Source organism: Singulisphaera sp. GP187 (assembly GCF_900129635.1).
GTDB lineage: Bacteria > Planctomycetota > Planctomycetia > Isosphaerales > Isosphaeraceae > Singulisphaera.
In genome coordinates this window covers 5,443,821-5,460,855 of sequence record NZ_FSRB01000001.1, presented here as the reverse complement: position 1 = coordinate 5,460,855, position 17,035 = coordinate 5,443,821, and the positions used below count along the sequence as shown (strand labels likewise).

At 64.9% G+C, this 17,035-nt stretch carries 10 protein-coding genes; 5 read left to right on the top strand and 5 right to left on the bottom strand.

Annotated features, from left to right (window positions below; all coding sequences use genetic code 11):
- Positions 1-217: 217 nt before the first annotated feature.
- Positions 218-451, top strand: a complete 234-nt coding sequence (locus tag BUS42_RS21355) for a lipopolysaccharide assembly protein LapA domain-containing protein (protein WP_074309535.1) — start codon at positions 218-220, stop codon at positions 449-451.
- Between the two features lie 438 nt (positions 452-889).
- On the opposite strand, the gene BUS42_RS21350 is transcribed toward BUS42_RS21355, so the two are convergent.
- Complete coding sequence (locus BUS42_RS21350; protein WP_074311312.1) at positions 890-1,762, bottom strand: endonuclease/exonuclease/phosphatase family protein; 873 nt, start codon at positions 1,760-1,762, stop codon at positions 890-892.
- A gap of 270 nt (positions 1,763-2,032) precedes the next feature.
- Between BUS42_RS21350 and BUS42_RS21345 the strand changes: the two genes are divergently transcribed.
- The 3 genes from BUS42_RS21345 (at position 2,033) to BUS42_RS21335 (ending at position 8,657) form a co-directional block, all read left to right on the top strand.
- Positions 2,033-5,158 carry a PSD1 and planctomycete cytochrome C domain-containing protein gene (locus BUS42_RS21345; protein ID WP_074309533.1) on the top strand — a complete coding sequence of 1,042 codons (3,126 nt, stop codon included), beginning with the start codon at positions 2,033-2,035 and terminating at the stop codon, positions 5,156-5,158.
- A 7-nt stretch (positions 5,159-5,165) separates the two neighbouring features.
- The gene (locus tag BUS42_RS21340) at positions 5,166-6,632 is read left to right on the top strand and encodes a DUF1501 domain-containing protein (RefSeq protein WP_074309531.1); all 1,467 of its coding nucleotides are present in this window, start codon (positions 5,166-5,168) and stop codon (positions 6,630-6,632) included.
- Positions 6,633-6,956: 324 nt separating this feature from the next.
- Positions 6,957-8,657, top strand: coding sequence for a carboxypeptidase-like regulatory domain-containing protein (locus tag BUS42_RS21335; RefSeq protein WP_074309529.1), 1,701 nt, complete (start codon positions 6,957-6,959; stop codon positions 8,655-8,657).
- Between the two features lie 298 nt (positions 8,658-8,955).
- Here the strand turns inward: BUS42_RS21335 and BUS42_RS21330 are convergent, their stop codons facing one another.
- The 4 genes from BUS42_RS21330 to BUS42_RS45265 all read right to left on the bottom strand — a co-directional run bounded on the left by BUS42_RS21330 (position 8,956) and on the right by BUS42_RS45265 (position 15,415).
- Positions 8,956-9,435, bottom strand: coding sequence for a hypothetical protein (locus BUS42_RS21330; protein WP_074309527.1), 480 nt, complete (start codon positions 9,433-9,435; stop codon positions 8,956-8,958).
- A 106-nt stretch (positions 9,436-9,541) separates the two neighbouring features.
- Positions 9,542-10,402, bottom strand: coding sequence for an ATP-dependent sacrificial sulfur transferase LarE (larE, locus tag BUS42_RS21325; protein ID WP_074309525.1), 861 nt, complete (start codon positions 10,400-10,402; stop codon positions 9,542-9,544).
- Positions 10,403-10,586: 184 nt separating this feature from the next.
- Positions 10,587-14,747 carry a molybdopterin cofactor-binding domain-containing protein gene (locus tag BUS42_RS21320; RefSeq protein WP_074309524.1) on the bottom strand — a complete coding sequence of 1,387 codons (4,161 nt, stop codon included), beginning with the start codon at positions 14,745-14,747 and terminating at the stop codon, positions 10,587-10,589.
- Between the two features lie 182 nt (positions 14,748-14,929).
- The gene (locus tag BUS42_RS45265; protein WP_254053649.1) at positions 14,930-15,415 is read right to left on the bottom strand and encodes a pectate lyase; all 486 of its coding nucleotides are present in this window, start codon (positions 15,413-15,415) and stop codon (positions 14,930-14,932) included.
- Positions 15,416-15,504: 89 nt separating this feature from the next.
- Between BUS42_RS45265 and BUS42_RS21310 the strand changes: the two genes are divergently transcribed.
- Positions 15,505-16,824, top strand: a complete 1,320-nt coding sequence (locus tag BUS42_RS21310) for a M16 family metallopeptidase (protein WP_074309522.1) — start codon at positions 15,505-15,507, stop codon at positions 16,822-16,824.
- Positions 16,825-17,035 lie beyond the last annotated feature (211 nt).

Below are 17,035 nucleotides of genomic sequence, written 5' to 3'. Positions count from 1 at the left end.
GGGAGCTGACGCTCCCCGCTCGCCTTTCAGGCGAGCGAAGCGAAACTCTCCAGGCGATTGGGGAGAGTCCGCTCTCTGTCTTCCCGTACCAACTCACCACCAAAAACATATCTGCACTCAACTTATCGCTTGCAGGCAAGCTTGTTCCCCGCATAAAATATTAAAGGAATACGATTCTCCTGGCACGATCGCAGAGCGGTCCAACGAGACACCCACCATGCGATACGTTCAAGCCGCGATCCTCATCGTTTTCTTGGCTGCGGTCGGACTCTTTGCCGTGCAGAATATGCAGGCAATCACGGTCAAGTTCCTCGGTTGGAGCATTTCCGCCCCAGTCGCCCTCCTCGCGGTTGCGGTCTATCTCTTGGGGATGCTGACAGGATGGACGGTGATCGCGTTTATCAGGCGATCAATCCATCGTGTCAGCGATGTTTCGCACCGAGAGGGCTAAGCACATAAACCTGGCCTTTCTTTGCATTGAATCATGTGCAAGCCCTGGGTGCCACGGGTTGTACCCAACCCGTGAGCCAAAAACCCCGGCGATCGCTCACGGGTTGGGTACAACCCGTGGCACCCAACGGCGGTTGCATCACCGAGACCAACGATCAGAAAATCAAAGAAAACCGAGACCAACGGCTTAGAGCGGCTCCCCACCGGCTGGCGCACGGAAAAAGGGGACAGGCACCCGGCCTCCAAAGCGTTCGGCGAGATTCAAGGGCTCTGGGGCCGGGAGCCAGTCCCCTTTTTCCTTCGCTGTGCGCAATGCAAAGGAAAACCGCTCTAATGACTTGACCTGGGGGGGCACAGGTTCCGAGTGACACCCGGAATTACGCTCACTTGCCGATATCCGAACTGTAGACATCCTGACATTAACCATGGGAGACGCCCGTCAGTTTGTGGGCTTGGCAGGCCGAAGGACGGCGGTGACCGCATGGTGGTCGGACGGGGTGCTTCCGTCCCGGGCGGCGTGAACGATCGTCGCCTCTTGCACCTCCCAATCCGTCGAGCTGCCGATCCAGTCGATCCTCGGGCCCGAGGAGGCACCGGCCCGGAAGCCCGTGACCGTGCCCTCGTTTTCGGCTTTTGTGGGGTGGATGACCCGGAACGTATCGAGGACGGTTCGCGCCGGCTCGGCCGCCTCGAACAGGGCCTTGTACGGTCCACTCCCCTCACCGCTGTTGAAGTCGCCCGTCACCACGATCCGGCAGCCCTCGCCAAGTTCGCCGATCTTCTTGCGGAGGAGTCGGGCCGATTCGAGCCTTGCTTTCGGCCCCCGGTGATCGAAGTGGGTGTTGAAGAACGCGATCGGGGGCGCGGCGGGGTTGGTCCGATCGCGAAGCTTCACCCAGGTCACCATCCGGGGTAGCGACGAGTCCCACCCCTTGCTCCCGGCGATCTCGGGCGTCTCGCTCAGCCAGAAATGGCCCCCGCCGAGCTTCTCGAAACGGTCCTTGCGATAGAACAAGGCCATCATCTCGCCCTTCTTGCGGCCGTCGTCCCGGCCCGCGGCCAGCACCTCGTAACCGTCGAGCCGCGCGGCGAGGTCGTCGCGCTGTCGGGCCAAGGTCTCCTGAGTCCCGAGGAGGTCGGGGTTGAACTCCTTGATGGTCTCAGCCAGGAAATCCTTCCGGTTGTCCCAGACGTTCTTGCCGTCGGAAGCCGTGGCATAGCGGATGTTGTAGCTCATGACCCGCACCGCGTCGCTTTTGGCCGGTTCGGTAGTGAGCGCCGCGAGGGAGAGAGCGAGAAATACGATCGTCATGAGATTTCCTGGGTGTGGAGAGGCGATCAGAAACGACTCAAGCGGCTCATCCGACGCATCCATCCGACTCGATTTGAAGGGCAACCACAGCCCACCAAGTCTTCTCGCTTGGCCAAGGATGAAGGCCGAGTTCGCGGAATGATCGAACGGGTTCCGCAAGGGACTCTTGTGCAGACTCCGGCAGAGTGTCAAATTATTCTTGGACAATTGATCTTACGCCGTGTGCCGCTCACCGCAACGTGGTGGTCAATCGGAGCCTTTGTGCGCCCAATGCCCGAGACGATCCAACGCCACGCGGACTTGAATCGAGTCCTGGTCTTGTTCGGCCTTGTGACCGGGCTCGGCCTCGTCTCGACTCCGCCGGGACGTGCCGAGGAGCCGGTCGGCTTCGCACGTGAGATCGCGCCGATTCTGGCCGACCGGTGCTATCCCTGCCACGGACCCGACCCAGGGACCCGCAAGGCCAAGTTGCGTCTCGATCGCCGGGAGGATGCACTGGCCGACCGCGACGGGGGGGCGGCGTTCGTTGCCGGAAACCTCGACGCGAGCGAAGCGTTCCAGCGGATGATTGCGGAAGCCGACGACGAGCGGATGCCCCCGCCGAAGGCCGGCAAGACGCTCTCGAAACGCGAGCTTGACCTGATCCGCCGCTGGATCGAGCAGGGGGCGAACTGGGAGACGCACTGGTCGTTCGTTCCTCCAGCGCGTCCGAAGCTTCCCAAGGTCACCGGCCCCTGGCCAAGGAACGCGATCGACCCGTTCGTCCTCGACCGGCTTCGCAACGAGAAGGAGCCTCTCGAGCCGGCGCCCGAGGCGACGCGGCGAACCTTGATCCGTCGCTTGAGCCTCGACCTGATCGGTCTGCCACCCACTCCGGCGGAAGTCAACGCTTATGTCAACAACAAGGCAACGGATGCTTATGAAAAAGTTGTCGACCGACTGCTCCATTCCGAACACTTCGGTGAGCGCCTGGCAATGGACTGGCTCGACGCCGCCCGCTATTCCGATACCGACGGCTATCAAGGGGACGCCAACCGGACGAACTGGCCGTGGCGCGACTGGGTGGTCAGCGCATTCAATCGAAATATGCCGTTCGATCAATTCACGCTCGAGCAATTCGCCGGCGACCTCCTCCCCCACGCGGCGCCCGAACAGATCCTGGCGACCGGCTTCCACCGCAACCACATGACCAACGGCGAAGGAGGCCGCGACCCCGAGGAGTCGCGGGTCGACTATGTCATCGACCGGATCAACACAACGGGTACCGTCTGGCTTGGCCTCACTGTCGGTTGCGCCCAGTGCCACAGTCACAAGTTCGACCCGATCGAGCACGCCGACTACTACCGCTTGTCCGCCTTCTTCAACAGCATCGACGAAGACGGTCGCGCCGGCACCAACGCCAAGCCTTATTTAACCTATGAGTCTCCGTTTGCCCCGCGTGCGATCGCCGAGGCGTCGCGGGCCCTCGAGGTGCAACGCGTCCGCGTAAACGCCGTGAGGCTGGCCGCGGAGCCGGCATTCCGTGCCTGGCTCGACCACCAGATCGAAGCGACGCATCAAGGGTTCCAGGCCTGGCGACCGTTCATGGCGAGCAGCTTGGAGACGACCGGTGGGACAACGCTCACCCAGGAGCCGGACGGCGTCATCAGGGCGAGCGACCGGAATCCGAAGCACGAGGACTACCGGGTCATCGGGCCGGTGCCGCTCCCGCGCATGACCGGCTTCCGCCTTGAGGTGCTGCCCCATCCGTCGCACACCGACGGTGGCTTGTCGCGGTCGCCGACCGGGCACTTCATCCTGACGGATATCAAGGTCCAGGTCCAGCGCCGCAATACGGCGCAAATTCGCGAAATCACGGTCGAAACCGCCCTTGCCGACGCCTCGGCCGATCCCAAGAAAAACGGCGGCTACGGCGACGTGAAACAGACGCTCGACGACGATCCGCGGAACGGCTGGACCGCCCTGGGCAACGATCCCAAGCAACCGCGAGTCGCGGTGTTCGCCCTCGCCGAGCCGCTCGTGCTGGAGGCGGATGAGGAACTCGTCCTCGAGCTCCGCCAGCGCTCGACCCAAGGGGAGCACAACATCGGCCGGTTCCGGCTCTCGCTCACCGATCAGCCGGGCGAGCCGGTCCGAACGCTCGATCCCGCCCCCCTGGAACAACTCGCCGCCGCGCGGATCACCGACGCCACCAAGCTTGACCCGAAGTTGCGGGCGCGGTTGTTCGACCAGTTCCTCAATGACCATCCCCCCTACGAGCAGGCCCGACGCGCCGACGCACGTGCAGGCCAACATCTCGCCGCCATGCGTGAAGCCGCCAAGACCAAGGTCATGGTGCTGGCCGAGCGGGCCAAGCCAAGAGAGACCCACATCCTCCTCCGTGGGGTCTGGGACAAGAAGGGGGAGCCGGTCAGTCCTGACGTCCCCGAGATCATCGCCCCTTGGCCGAAGGGGGAAGCGAAGTCGAGGCTCGGCCTGGCCCGCTGGCTCACGGCGCGGCAGAACCCATTAACCGCGCGGGTCGCGGTCAATCGATTCTGGCAGATGCTCTTCGGCGCGGGCCTGGTTCGCACTCCGGAGGATTTCGGTCGGCAAGGAGAACCGCCCACCCACCCCGAACTGCTCGACTGGCTGGCGGTCGAATTCATGGAGAGCGGCTGGGATGTGCGCCAGATCGTGCGTCTGATGGTGACAAGCGCCACCTACCGCCAAGGGTCCGAAGTCTCGGAGACCTTGCGGACGCTCGACCCGGAAAACCGGCGGCTCGCCCGAGGCGCCCGGTTCCGGCTGCCAAGCTGGATGATTCGCGACGCCGCCTTGCAGGCGAGCGGACTGCTCAACCCGGCGGTCGGCGGTCCTCCGGTGCGTCCCTACCAGCCGGCCGGCGTCTGGGAAGAGATCTCGATGGGCCGCAACCGCTACGAGCCGAGCGAAGGGGCCGATCAGTATCGACGAACTCTCTACGCCTTCTGGCGGCGGTCAGCCGCCCCCTCGTTTCTCTTCGACAGCGCCCAGCGTCGAGTCTGCGAGGTCAGGACGCCACGCACCAACACGCCCTTGCAAGCACTGACACTTCTCAATGACTTAACCTATGTCGAGGCCGCCCGGGTGCTCGCCGAGCGTGCCCTGAGCGGCTCGGCCGACGAGCAGGAACGGCTGGACATCCTGACGAACCGGGTCCTCGCACGACCGACCCGTGAGCGCGAGCGGGCCGTGCTCCAGCGCGAGTTCGCGCGGGCCCGGGCCTACTATCGCAAGCACCGCGACGAGGCGGTCCGCTGGGTGTCGCACGGTCAGTCGAGCGTGAACAAGGACCTCGACGCCGCCGACCTGGCCGCTTACACGGTCGTCGCCAACCTGATCCTCAACCTGGACGAAGCAATCACCCGGGAGTGAGCGTGACATGCTGCCAGACGTGCCAGACCGGGCATTGCGGACGACGCGACGCTACTTCCTCGGCGAGTGCGCCGGCGTCAGTCTGGGTGCGATCGCGCTCGGCGAGCTGATCCAGGGCAGGGGGGCTGCCCGTGGCGCCGAGCCCCCGCGCAACGAGATCGGCGGCCTGATCGACTTACCGCACTTCGCCCCCAAGGCGAAGCGGGTGATCTTCCTCACGCAGTCCGGCGGCCCTTCGCAACTGGAGCTCTTCGACCAGAAGCCGGGGCTCGAAAAGTGGGCCGGCAAGGAGCTGCCCGACTCGATCCGCAATGGCCAGCGACTCACCTCAATGACGGCCTCGCAGAAACAGCTCGTCATGCCGGCACGCGTCTCGTTCCGCCAGCACGGCGAGAGCGGCGCCACCGTCGGCGAGTGGCTCCCGCACCTCGGTACGGTCGTGGACGACCTCTGCTTCATCAAGTCCATGCACACTGACCACATCAACCACGCCCCGGCCATGACGTTTCTGCTGACGGGCAACCAGCTCCCGGGCCGCCCGAGCCTGGGGGCATGGGTCAGCTACGGCCTCGGTTCCAGCCAGCGCAACCTCCCCGACTACATCGTGCTCGTCTCCAAGATGCAGCGTCCGAGCGACCAGCCGCTCTACGATTATTACTGGGGATCCGGCTTCCTCCCCTCGCGTCACCAGGGGGTTCGGTTCCGCAATGCGAGCGAGCCGGTGCTCTACCTCAAGGACCCCGACGGCCTCCCACGCCCGCTGCGCCGGGGAATGCTCGACGGCCTGGCCGAACTCAACGGTGCCAAGCAGGCCGATGCCGGTGACCCGGAAATCGCGACCCGGATCCGCCAGTACGAGCTGGCCTACCGGATGCAGGCCTCAGTCCCCGAGTTGGCCGACCTGTCGGGCGAGTCGGAAGAGACGTTCGAGCTCTACGGCCCTGACTCGCGCCGGCCGGGCTCCTATGCCGCGAACTGCATCCTCGCCCGCCGCCTGGCGGAACGCGGCGTGCGGTTCATCCAGCTTTTCCACCCGGACTGGGACCACCACAGCCGCCTGCCATCATGGTGCGTCGCCCGCTGCCGCGACACGGACCAGCCGACCGCCGCACTGATCAAAGACCTCAAGCGCAGGGGTCTGTTAGAAGACACCCTGGTCGTCTGGGGCGGTGAGTTCGGCCGCGGCGTCGTCGGCCAAGGAGACTGGCAGAGCCCGGAAGCGGGACGTGACCATCACCCCCGCTGCTTCACCATGTGGCTCGCCGGCGCCGGCGTCAAAGCCGGATTCACCCACGGCCAGACCGATGACTTCAGCTACAACGTGGCCAAAGACCCCGTCCACGTCCACGACCTCCAAGCCACCATCCTCCACCTGCTCGGCATCGACCACACCCAGCTCACCTTTCGCAATCAAGGGCGTGACTTCCGACTGACCGACGTGCACGGAAAACTTGTCGAGAAGATCCTCACCTAATTTCCTCACGAGGGGGGCGTCCGTCAACCGGCCAAACGCGAATCGGCACACCCCGCCGAGGGAAGTTGGTCCTGAGGCGTGGGGGGAGGCCTGCGATCGAGACAGACGTGCCCCGACCGGTCTCAAGGGACGGATCGACTCGTCTTCATCTTGCCCACCGAAGATATTCGTAGTACAACCCCTCTGAAACGACTTCGCCGGTGATCCCATGGCGTTGAGCGATCATCAGAGCAGAAGGGGGCGGGGACAGCCCGAATGTCGCCCCATGATTTGACAGCGGCACGGCATCCAGTCGCATTAACAATGCTCAGGGACGATAACACCATGCGCCTTCTCGCGTTCCTATCCGCGCTGCGTTTGCTTGCGATCGGAGTTGTGGCCTGCGGAATCGGCGGGCCACAACTCCGTGCTGACGATTCTCCGGCAAAGCAGGAAAATTCGTCCCAACGATTGGCAGGCCAGGTCGAGCCGGCCAACGCGGGTCTCCGCACGATCGAGGGAGTGGTCCGCGAATACGGGGGCGAACCCGTGGCAGGCGCCTTGGTGGTGGCCGGGTTCACGGGATTAAACAAGCCAAACCATCACGTTTTCAAAACTGATGAGAATGGTCGATTCGTCTGCCCCGTTCCCGAGCAAGCCGTCGCGGCGGACTTCTTCGCGCACAAAGACGGCTGGGCGCCGATAACCTGGAGAAACAGACTAACCGCCGAGGAACGGAGTGATCCGTTCGCCAGACGACTTCATCAGGCCGAGCCGTTCTCGGCGACCCTGATCGATCGCGAAGGCCGTCCCATCGCCGGGGCACACGTGCGAGTCGAGAGTTTCGGTTACAGTCTTGAATCCATGGAGAGCTTTCGTACAGGGACTCATCCCAACGACCTCAACCCTGAAGTCCTGGGCGGTAGCCCACTCGAGGTTTTGTTTCAGACGACCACCGACCAGGCCGGTGCATTCACCTTTCCCGCGTCACTCCCCAAGGTGTTGCTCAGGCTTAGCGCGACGGTTGCGGGCCGAGAGTTCCGGGTCAGGGCAGAGAAGGAAACGCCCGACCAGATCCCGTTGCACATGGCCGAGGCCGGCTTCGTCGCGGCGCCGGCGGGAAATCCACCACGACTGGTCGCATTCCCCGCCGCGCGGGTCGCGGGCCGGGTCACGACGACGATACCGGGTGTCCGCGTTGCCGGTCTCGCGGTCACGTTTCAGAACAGCCATCCTGGCCAAGGGACGTATCGCAGCTCCAATCACCGCAAGCAAGCTGTTCAAACCGGCGAGGACGGTCACTTCACACTCGACGGCCTGGACGAAGGGCCAATCAACATCTTCATCCGTGGGGAGGGCGAAGGTGACTCGTGGACTTACCGCGTCGATCGGGATGTGGCCTTGAAGCCGGGCGAGACTACCGAATTTACCTTGGAACTGATCCGAGGAGTTGAGGTCGAAGGAAAGGTCTTGGGACGTCCTGGCATATTCACATTCAATCCTGTACAAATTGAAGTATGCTGGCCGTCCCGTTCGCGAAGCGGTGGGGCGACTTATGGGTTCATGACCCAAGACGGAGGGCATTACCACTACCGCCTGCCGCCGGGTAAGACCACGTTCTTCATCATGTCCTCGATGGCCGACCTCCGGAGACGGTTCACGACGGGTTCAACCCGAGCCACCGTCACGATCCCCGAAGGTGTGACCCACTATCATGTGCCGCCCCTGCAGGAAATGGCCCTCCCCATGATCATGCAGGGGCGGATCGTCAACGACCAGGGAGCGCCGGTCGCCGGCGTGACGGTCGTAGGCATCGGCGAAGCAGACGCCCGTTTGACCACGATGTGGCCCCCGACGGTGTGTCCCGTCACCGACGCATCCGGCGGATTCCGGCTTCCCAATGGTTGGGACGCCATGGTCCCGTTCGGTCGGACCATAAGGCTACGGGTCCGCCACCCTGACGGATCTGAGCGGGAGGCGGTCGCCGCTTCCAGGCTCGACGGCTCGGACCTCGTCAAATTCGCCCTCTTGACCGCCCCGCGCTAGGGGGCGGAGGCTCCGCCCGCATGAGGCCGCTCAGGGCGAGTTGGCCGGCGTCGTCACCAACGTTCATTGGCCGAAGCCTGGTCTCGAGGGAACCTCCGACGCCCACGGCCGCCTCGAGATCCACGACGTCCCGCCCCGGAGCGATCCTCGGTTCGTTCGGGGCGAGCAAAAGTTTCGAGGCGAGCGGTAAGCCTAAGTTCCCTGTCTTCTGGCCCACTCCCGCGAGAATAACCAGAAGGCAGGGAGCTCGCGCTCCCCCCTTGTCTTCACCTATTCAAACAACGACCGAGTGCGGCCGTCAGCGTTTGGGAACATGCGTGCCGCATTCGCGGCAAGCGACGGCCCCAAGGTGAACGGGCCGGCCGCAGCCGGGGCAGACGCGGAGGCCGGCCTCGGCCTTGATCGCCGGTGCGGCGGTCCTGGCGAGATGGCCGCGGGCCCATTTCTCCAGCAGCGCCATGTCGACCGCGTCGAGTTCCGCCGTCTGCGATTCCGGGTGGGAAGCGGGCAGGGCAGGGTTCGACCCCGGCGTGGGGACGGGGACGATCTGGCCGCAGTCGGGGCACTTACCCGCCGGCGGATGCGATCCCTCGTCGTCAATCTTGACCTTGAGCCGGCGCCCGCACGGGCAGGCGAAGCGGATGTAACCATCCGCTCCGGGTGCGCCGGGGACGATCCGACGAATCCGGATCTTCGCCGCGCACTTCGGACAAACGATCCGGTCGGATCCGTCCTCGGGAACGTCCAGGATATGGCCGCAACGGCAGGTCGCCTTCATGACGCCTTTCCGAACCTTTTCGCTTCGCTAGACTTGATTTCAACCCGGTGGGCTGCTTGATGGAGAGAACGGACCGCCGATGATCGGACAGGCTTGCACGAAGATTTTACTTCATCGCCGCGGGCTTCAGCAGGAGTTCCACCGGAATCAACGCGTTGAGGCTTCCGGACCGGAACCCTTCGAGGTCAAGAGTCACATACTTGAATCCGAGGGCGTGAAACACCGGCACAAGCTCCGCGCGAACTTCGGGGGCGGCCAGGCGGGGGAGGTCTTCCAGGGGGACCTCGATCCGGGCCATGTCGCCCTTGTGGTAGCGAACTCGCAGCATTCGCAACCCGCGCTGGCGGAGCCACTGCTCGGCCTGATCGATCATCCGCACGCGCTCGGGGGTCACCGATTCCCCGTAGGCGACCCGGCTCGACAGGCAAGGGGTCGCCGGCTTGTCCCAGGTGGGCAGGTCCCACCCCTTCGCCAAAGCACGGACGTCGGCCTTGCCAAGTCCGCATTCCTGGAGCGGGTGCCGGACCGCGTTCTCGGAGGCGGCCCGCATGCCGGGGCGGTGGTCGCCCGAGTCATCGGTGTTGGCCCCGGAGGCGATCACATCCACCCCGAGCTCGCCGAGCAGGCCCGAGAGCCGGCCGTAGAGTTCGCTCTTGCAGAAGTAGCAGCGGTCGGTGCCGTTTTGCACGTAGCTCGGGTTGGCGAATTCCTCGGTCCGAATCACCCGGTGCCGGATCCCAATCCGCTCTGCGAGTGCGCGAGCCTCTTCGAGTTCGCCCTCGGCCAAGCTGTCGGAGACCGCCGTCACGGCCACCGCCATGTCTCCCAGCGCAATCTGGGCAGCCTGGGCAACGACCGTGCTATCCACGCCGCCCGAGAAGGCGACAGCCACCCGCCCGTAGCCCTTCAGGGTCGCGAGCAGCCCGTCGCGTCGGGCGATCAGTTCAGGGTCGTTCCACGTGCTCAAGGCACACCTCCATCCCAAAAAAGGCGCAGGCGCTCGATTTCGCTCGCCCCTGATTATAGTGGCGACGCCCCCCCCGCCTCAAGCCAACAGCGGCGGCCCCAGGGAATTCAGGACAGGAGCGTCGACCCGCTTTCGCCTCCGAGGGGGGAGGGGAAGGGGGGGGGAAACGCCCCCCCACTCGTGATTACGCGAGGGTGAGCCCGTTCGACGGGACGCCGCACGCCTGCTGGATCTGCTGACAGGTCGCGGGCACGCTGAGGGTGAACCAACGGTCATCGCCCAGCAGGTCGCGGCGGGCGGCGAGGACGGCCTGCTTGATGGCGAAGTAGGCCGAATTGCCCAGCGATAGGCAGGGCTCGCTCGCCGACTTCGAGGAGTAGACCGCCAACAACCGGGCCTGCTCTTGCTCGCGCCAGCGTTCGGAGGTCGACGGCGTCAGCGTCACCCGCAGGTCGAGGGGGATCGACTTGGTGCACGGGGGTTTATAGTTCCAGATGTTGTCCGTCAGGAGCCGGCCTTCCTCGTCGTAGCGGATCTCCTCGGTGGTGACGAATCCGAGCCCTTGCACGTAGCCCCCCTCGATCTGCCCGATGTCGATCGCGGGGTTGAGGGACCGGCCGGCGTCATAACGAATGTCCGCGCGGAGAACCGTGGATTCGCCCGTGAGGACGTCGATCTCGACCTCCGACACCGCAAACGCATAGGTGAAATAGGCGAAGAAGCGTCCCTTGGGGAAGTGGTCCATCGGCTCGTCGTGGTGGGGCGCCTTGTACAGTTCGACCGCGCTCAGATTGACGCGGCCGAGCCAGGCCTTGCGAACGATCTCGGGCCAGAGCCGCTGCCAATCAACGCGCCAGTTCTCGATCCGGTCGGCTGCCCCGGCGTCTTCCTGCTCCTGACAGAACCGTTCGAGCCGCTGCCGCAACGCGCGACAGGCCAGGGCCACCGCGCCGCCGTTCAAGTCGAAGCCGGTCGAGGCGGCCGTGGGGGGAGCGTTGGCAATCGTGTCGGTGCTGTTCCCGGCGACCCGGATCGACTCGAGCGGGAGGTTGAACTCGCCCGCGGCCACCTGGGCGATCTTGGTGTGGAGCCCTTGCCCCATCTCGACGCCGCCGTGAGTGACCAGGACCGACCCATCCAGACGGTTGACGCTGACCAGGGCCGTCGACGTGTTCATTGCAGGGAGTTGCTTGAACCCGATGCCGTACTTGAGCGGGACCATCGAGATGCCCCGCTTCCGCCAGCGGTTGCCGCGGTTGAACTCGTCGACCCGCTCGGCCCGAGCGGCGAACTCACTGCTCTCGTAGAGCTGGTCCCACTGCTCGCGCAGGTCGCAGTACCAGAGCGGCTGGCCGAAGTGCGTGGTGTCGGCGTCGACCATCCCCGGGTCGGATCGATAAAGGTTCTGGCGTCTGATCTCCTCGGCCCGGACCTTACGTCCCTGGCGCCTGCCGAGCTCGTGGGCGGCATGTTCCACCGCCTCCTCGAGGGCCAGGTGGGGTTGCACCTGGCCGAAGGTGCGCATCGCCGTGTTGCTCGCCTTGTTCGTGCGGTAGACCGTGCCCGAGGCGCGAAAGGTGGGGATCTGATAGCAGCCGTCGGCCATCATCACGCTCCCCTTGATAACGGCGAACGAGCAGTCGTTGGTATCCCCCCCCTCGGAGTGGAGGTCGAGCCGGCCGCCGACGAATCGGCCCTCGTCGTTGATGGCCAGGTGGTAGTCGCCGCGGTACGGGTGGCGCTTGCCGATCATCTGCATGTCGGTCTGCCGGTCGTAGACGATCCGAACCGGCCGGCGCAGCTTGTGAGCGGCCACCGCCGCGGCCGCGCCAATGAAGCAGGCCCGGTTCTGCTTGCCCCCGAACCCGCCGCCGATCTGGCCGACCCGCACGTTCACCTGGTTGATCCGAACCCCGAGCACGCGAGCGATCGTTGCCTGATCACCGTTGGGATTCTGCGTGGAGACAATAACGGTCATCTCATCATAGCTACCAGGGATCGCCAGTGCATTGAACGTCTCGAGATAGAAATGCGCCTGGGCCCCCGTTGACATCACTCCGGAAACGACATGAGCCCCGGGCACCGGCGTCGACGGATCGGCCAACCAGGCCTTGTCGCTCCCGTCCCGGACCACGTCGACGAAGGGGGCGTGGATCGCCCCCTCGGGGTTGTGGGGCATGACGGCCCCGACCGCCATGGCCTCTTCGAGCGTCGTGATCGCGGGGAGATCGTCGTATTTCAGGCAATCGGCTCGGATGAACTCGGCGGCCCGCTTTGCGGTCGCCCGGTCCCGCGCGACGGCCAGGCACACGGGGGCGCCGACATGCGTGACGACGCCGGGGCTGAAAACCGGGTCGTCGAGCCCCAGGCCGATCAGGTTGTTACCGCCGGGCGGGACATCGTCGGCCGTGACGATCGCCGAGAATCCCGGGAACTTCTGCTTGAGCAAGACCTGAAGCGCATCGCGGCCCTCGGCCGGGCCGGAGAAACGGAAGCGAGCGTGAGGCCGGTCGCTCATGACCATCACCCCGTGGCTGCCCCCCTCGGGCATCCGCTCGTCTTGCGGATAGATCGCCTCGCCGGTCGCCTGGGCGAAGGCCATCCGCTTGACGATCGACCGCGGGGCCGGCCCGTCGTCGGCCTGAACCTCGCACGTCTGCCGGCCGGTCGAGAGGGGCCGCTCCGGGTGGTCGGCCGCCGACCGGCTCGCGGGATCGAACGACCCCGCGGCGATTCGGTCCGCAACGTGGAGGAAAAATTTATAGAAAAAGCTCTCCACAAGCTGCTCGCGGTATTCTCCGGTGAACCCTTCCTCGTCCATCGGCACGATCTGCTCGCGGCACTCGGCCCGCAGGACCGCCATCGCTTCGCGGAGCGTCACCTCATCCCACGGCTTGCCCGCAAGTGCCTGCTCCGTCCTGGGCATCCGGGCGTTGAGCGACGCCACTCCGCCGTAGATGACCCGGATCGCGCCGGGGACCGCGCGCCCGCGCTCGTCCACGCGGCACGAGAAACCGGCATTAATGATCGCGTGCGCCATCTGGGGGCGTCGGGCGACCCGGTAGGTCTGCACGTATTCGTCGCGACGGCCGAACGGGACGTGAAAGGATTCGAGCAAGGCATCCGCGGGGAGATCCTCGGCCACCGGCATGGCGAGCAGCGGGAAGGTCGCTCGGCCGTCAGGGTACTCGGCCGACCGGATCGAGACCGTCGTGCCGAGCGTGGCCAGGAGGGTCATGACATCAGAGGCGAACGGAATCCCTTCGCGGGTGTGGCTCGCGGCCACGAAGATGTTGCCGCCGATGCTGCCGGCGTTGCGGACCTGGATGCCGGCGACGTACTGGCCATGGCGGACCAGTTCTCGAAGCCCCGCCGTCTCCGCGGCATCCCGCTCAACGATCAAGGCACTGGCCGCGTCGAGCAGCCGCTGGATCGAGACGGCCGCCCCGATCCGCAGGCCATCGGTCTCGACGGTGACCCCTTGGAGTTCGCCCACCTGCGAGAGGTCGATCAGAACGCGTGGCTTCTCGTTCGGATAGAGTGCCCCGGCCGTGCTGCCGACGACGACCCGCACGTTCGCCCGGCCGATCTCGGCGGTCAGCAGTCGCTTCAGCTCCATGGCCTCATCGATTGCGGTGGGGCGGATCCAGTGCAAGCCGCGCGCTGAGAAGTGGAGCCGGACGGCCTCCGCCGGGGCGGGGAGCTCCGCCAGGGAGATGGTCACCGGCGCGGTGCGGACCTCGAGCGGGAAGCATGGGTCGGCCTCGCATTTCATGCATGGGTCGCGTGCGGGGTCATAGTCGCAGGCGAAGCTCCGCATGGCGGATAAGATGGGCCGATAGCCGGTGCAGCGGCAAAGGTTCCCGCCAAAGCTGTTTTCGATCTCCTGCTCGGTCGGCTGGCCGTTGGAACGCAGCAACGCATGCATGTTCATCACGAAACCAGGAGTACAGTAACCGCACTGGCTCCCGTTGCCGATCGCAATCCGATGCTGGACCGGGTCGAGCCCGTCGTGCACGTTGCCGATGCCCTCGACGGTCGTCACGTGCGTGCCGGCCAACGCGGCGAGGGGTCGCAGGCAGGCATTGATCGCTTCGTGTCGATCCCCTTCGTGGGTCCGCCGCGAGACCATGACCGTGCAGGCGCCACAGCCTCCCTGCGAGCAGCCGATCTTGGTGCCGGTCAGGCCGATCTCGCGGAGGTAATCGGCGAGCAGGACGGCAGGGTCAGGGTTGTGGAGGACCATCCGCTCGCCGTTCAGCCAGAAGACGAGTTCCGGCGAGTAGTCCTGGAGCCGGTCGGCCACCGCGGGGCATTCTTGGATGATTCTCTCGGAGTCCGACATCGACTTCCTCCCTCGACCCTGAGCCCGTTCGGTCCCTTGAGCCCGCCATGCTACTGAGTGTAGATCATGGATGAGCGAAAGCTTCAATTCGTCGAATTATTATGCGAACCACACATTTCTTAGGCGTATTGGAGCCTGATCTGACTTCGAGAAGAGGGGGGGGACAACAGGGACCGATCGAGTCAGTCGAATTTTCGGGAAGGGCTGATTCCGCCGACCTGACGGCGCCACCGCGGATACGCCGCCTCGACGAGTATGAGCGGCCAGGCCCCATACCAGGGGGTGCCCGTTCGTCGCTCCCGCTCGATCTCGGCCAGGGCGTACTTCTTGATCCCGTCGCGGCCGGCGAACACGGGGCGGTTGGAACCGATCTCATAGTGCCGGGTCCAGAGGGGCCGAGCCTCGGGGTCGGCGACACCGGGGAAGACAAGACGACGCGGAGCGTCGCGGACGGCATTCCCACGCCGAGCGTGGAACGAGATCCCGGTATCCTTAGCGACAGTCTCGATTTGTGATGCGGTATCCCTGCGAGGTGCCTGCCCCGAATTCACGCGGAGACGCGGAGGGGAATGAGGAGAGGAGAGTGGCCAGTCGGCCGACGGAGAGATTAATTTTGACCGATGAATTGGATCCACCATCGCCGCTGTGATCTTAACGAGCTCGATCATGTTCTCCCTCCGCGTCTCCGCGTGAGTCCATCGTTCGGTTAATAAGCGATCCATACTGAACCGCCAGGAACAATCGAAAGGGGAATCGAATGCGCCTCAGCCTGGGGATGCCGCTCCTGTGGATTTCGTTGGCCTGCACATCACCCTCCGAGGCCGAGGAGCCGGCCACAAAACCAGCGGTTCCGGAACGGGTCCGCCTGGAGAACGGCCTGACGGTGATCGTCCGGCCGATTGAGGGGGCCCAGGAGGTTGCGTTGGTCGTGCTCTACAAGATCGGTGGCGATCACGACCCTAAAGGCCGTTCGGGATTGGCCCACATGATCGAGCACGTCTACATCACTTCCGCAGCAGGCACGGCGCGACCGCGATCGGCCAATGAATTCTTCGAGCGGTATCGCGCCGGTTGCAACGCGCAGACGGGAGACCGCTACACCGTCGTGGCGACCGTTTTTCCCAAGGCCGGCCTTAAGGATGAACTGCTCGAGGCGGCCGCGCGGATGGGAGATCTTCGCCTGACCGGCGCGGATCTCGACCGTGAACGCCCGCGCGTCCTCGACGAAGTGGCCAACATGTTTGGCCGGATTCCCGCCCTCGGCGCCCTCAATCAGGCGCGCGAGCTCATCCGGCCCACCCCGCAAGGCGGCCGAAAAGGGGGAGTGCCCGAGCAGATCTCCGCCATCACGCAGGAGGAGATTCGATTGCGTTATGATCAATACTATAAGCCGAGAAACGCGATCCTCGTCCTGGCCGGGGGCATTGATGCGGCCACGGCCCGCGCCTTGGTCGCGGAGTCGTTCGCCAAGCTCCCACCGGGCCAGGAGGTTCCCCCTGCTTCAGAGCCCGGCACGCCCCAATTCGGCGTTCTTCAAGAACGGGCGGTCGGGGCTCCGCGGGCACAGGCCGAAGCCTGTCTCGCTTACCAGGCTCCCGATCCGGCCAGCGATCTCTACGCCCCCTTCCTCATCCTGGTGAGCCGGCTCTGGGCCGGTTCCGCAAAGCTCGGCGGCGAGCCCGGCCGGACTCCGATCGCCTTCACAGTGCTGGATGACCCCGTCATGCTGGGTATCACGACCCGCCCGAATCGCGGAGAGGCCCCCCGCCAAACGCTCGGACGCCTGGAAGCGTTCGTGGCCGAGGCTGTCGAGCCGAAGCTGGGCGCCAACGAGCGGAAGTCCGCCCAACAGACGTTTGGATTCTTCCTCGGAACGACCGACGTACCCGACTCTTGGCTCGTGACAAACCTCTACGGAGTGGCGTTCTCGCTCGCGCGACGCGCGCAGTTGGGGATCGAGCCCGCCCGACTCACTCAGGCGTTACGGACCGTGACGGATCAAGATCTCCGCCGCGCCGCGAGGGAAATCTTCGCGCCTGACCGCCATGCAGGCACATGGATCTCACCCAGAGAGTAAGAGGGCAAGTCTGGCTCCATCACAGGGCCATCGCCAACCGAAGCGTGCCGATGGGATCCCCACGGCCAGCGCACATCAAATTGCTTAAAATCAAGGGTTTTCTGCGAATTCTGTCGTAGAAAATCGGCTTCTTCTGAGGCTAAACGGCCGACTTTTCCCTGGAAACATGGGCAATTTGATGTGCGCTGGCCGTGATGGGATCCCCCTCCTT

Bases quoted from the DNA above. Each gene is read 5' to 3' on its own strand.
- BUS42_RS21355 (WP_074309535.1), top strand. From the start codon at position 218: ATGCGATACGTTCAAGCCGCGATCCTCATCGTTTTCTTGGCTGCGGTC.
- BUS42_RS21350 (WP_074311312.1), bottom strand. From the start codon at position 1,762: ATGACGATCGTATTTCTCGCTCTCTCCCTCGCGGCGCTCACTACCGAA.
- BUS42_RS21345 (WP_074309533.1), top strand. From the start codon at position 2,033: ATGCCCGAGACGATCCAACGCCACGCGGACTTGAATCGAGTCCTGGTC.
- BUS42_RS21340 (WP_074309531.1), top strand. From the start codon at position 5,166: ATGCTGCCAGACGTGCCAGACCGGGCATTGCGGACGACGCGACGCTAC.
- BUS42_RS21335 (WP_074309529.1), top strand. From the start codon at position 6,957: ATGCGCCTTCTCGCGTTCCTATCCGCGCTGCGTTTGCTTGCGATCGGA.
- BUS42_RS21330 (WP_074309527.1), bottom strand. From the start codon at position 9,435: ATGAAGGCGACCTGCCGTTGCGGCCATATCCTGGACGTTCCCGAGGAC.
- BUS42_RS21320 (WP_074309524.1), bottom strand. From the start codon at position 14,747: ATGTCGGACTCCGAGAGAATCATCCAAGAATGCCCCGCGGTGGCCGAC.
- BUS42_RS45265 (WP_254053649.1), bottom strand. From the start codon at position 15,415: ATGATCGAGCTCGTTAAGATCACAGCGGCGATGGTGGATCCAATTCAT.
- BUS42_RS21310 (WP_074309522.1), top strand. From the start codon at position 15,505: ATGCGCCTCAGCCTGGGGATGCCGCTCCTGTGGATTTCGTTGGCCTGC.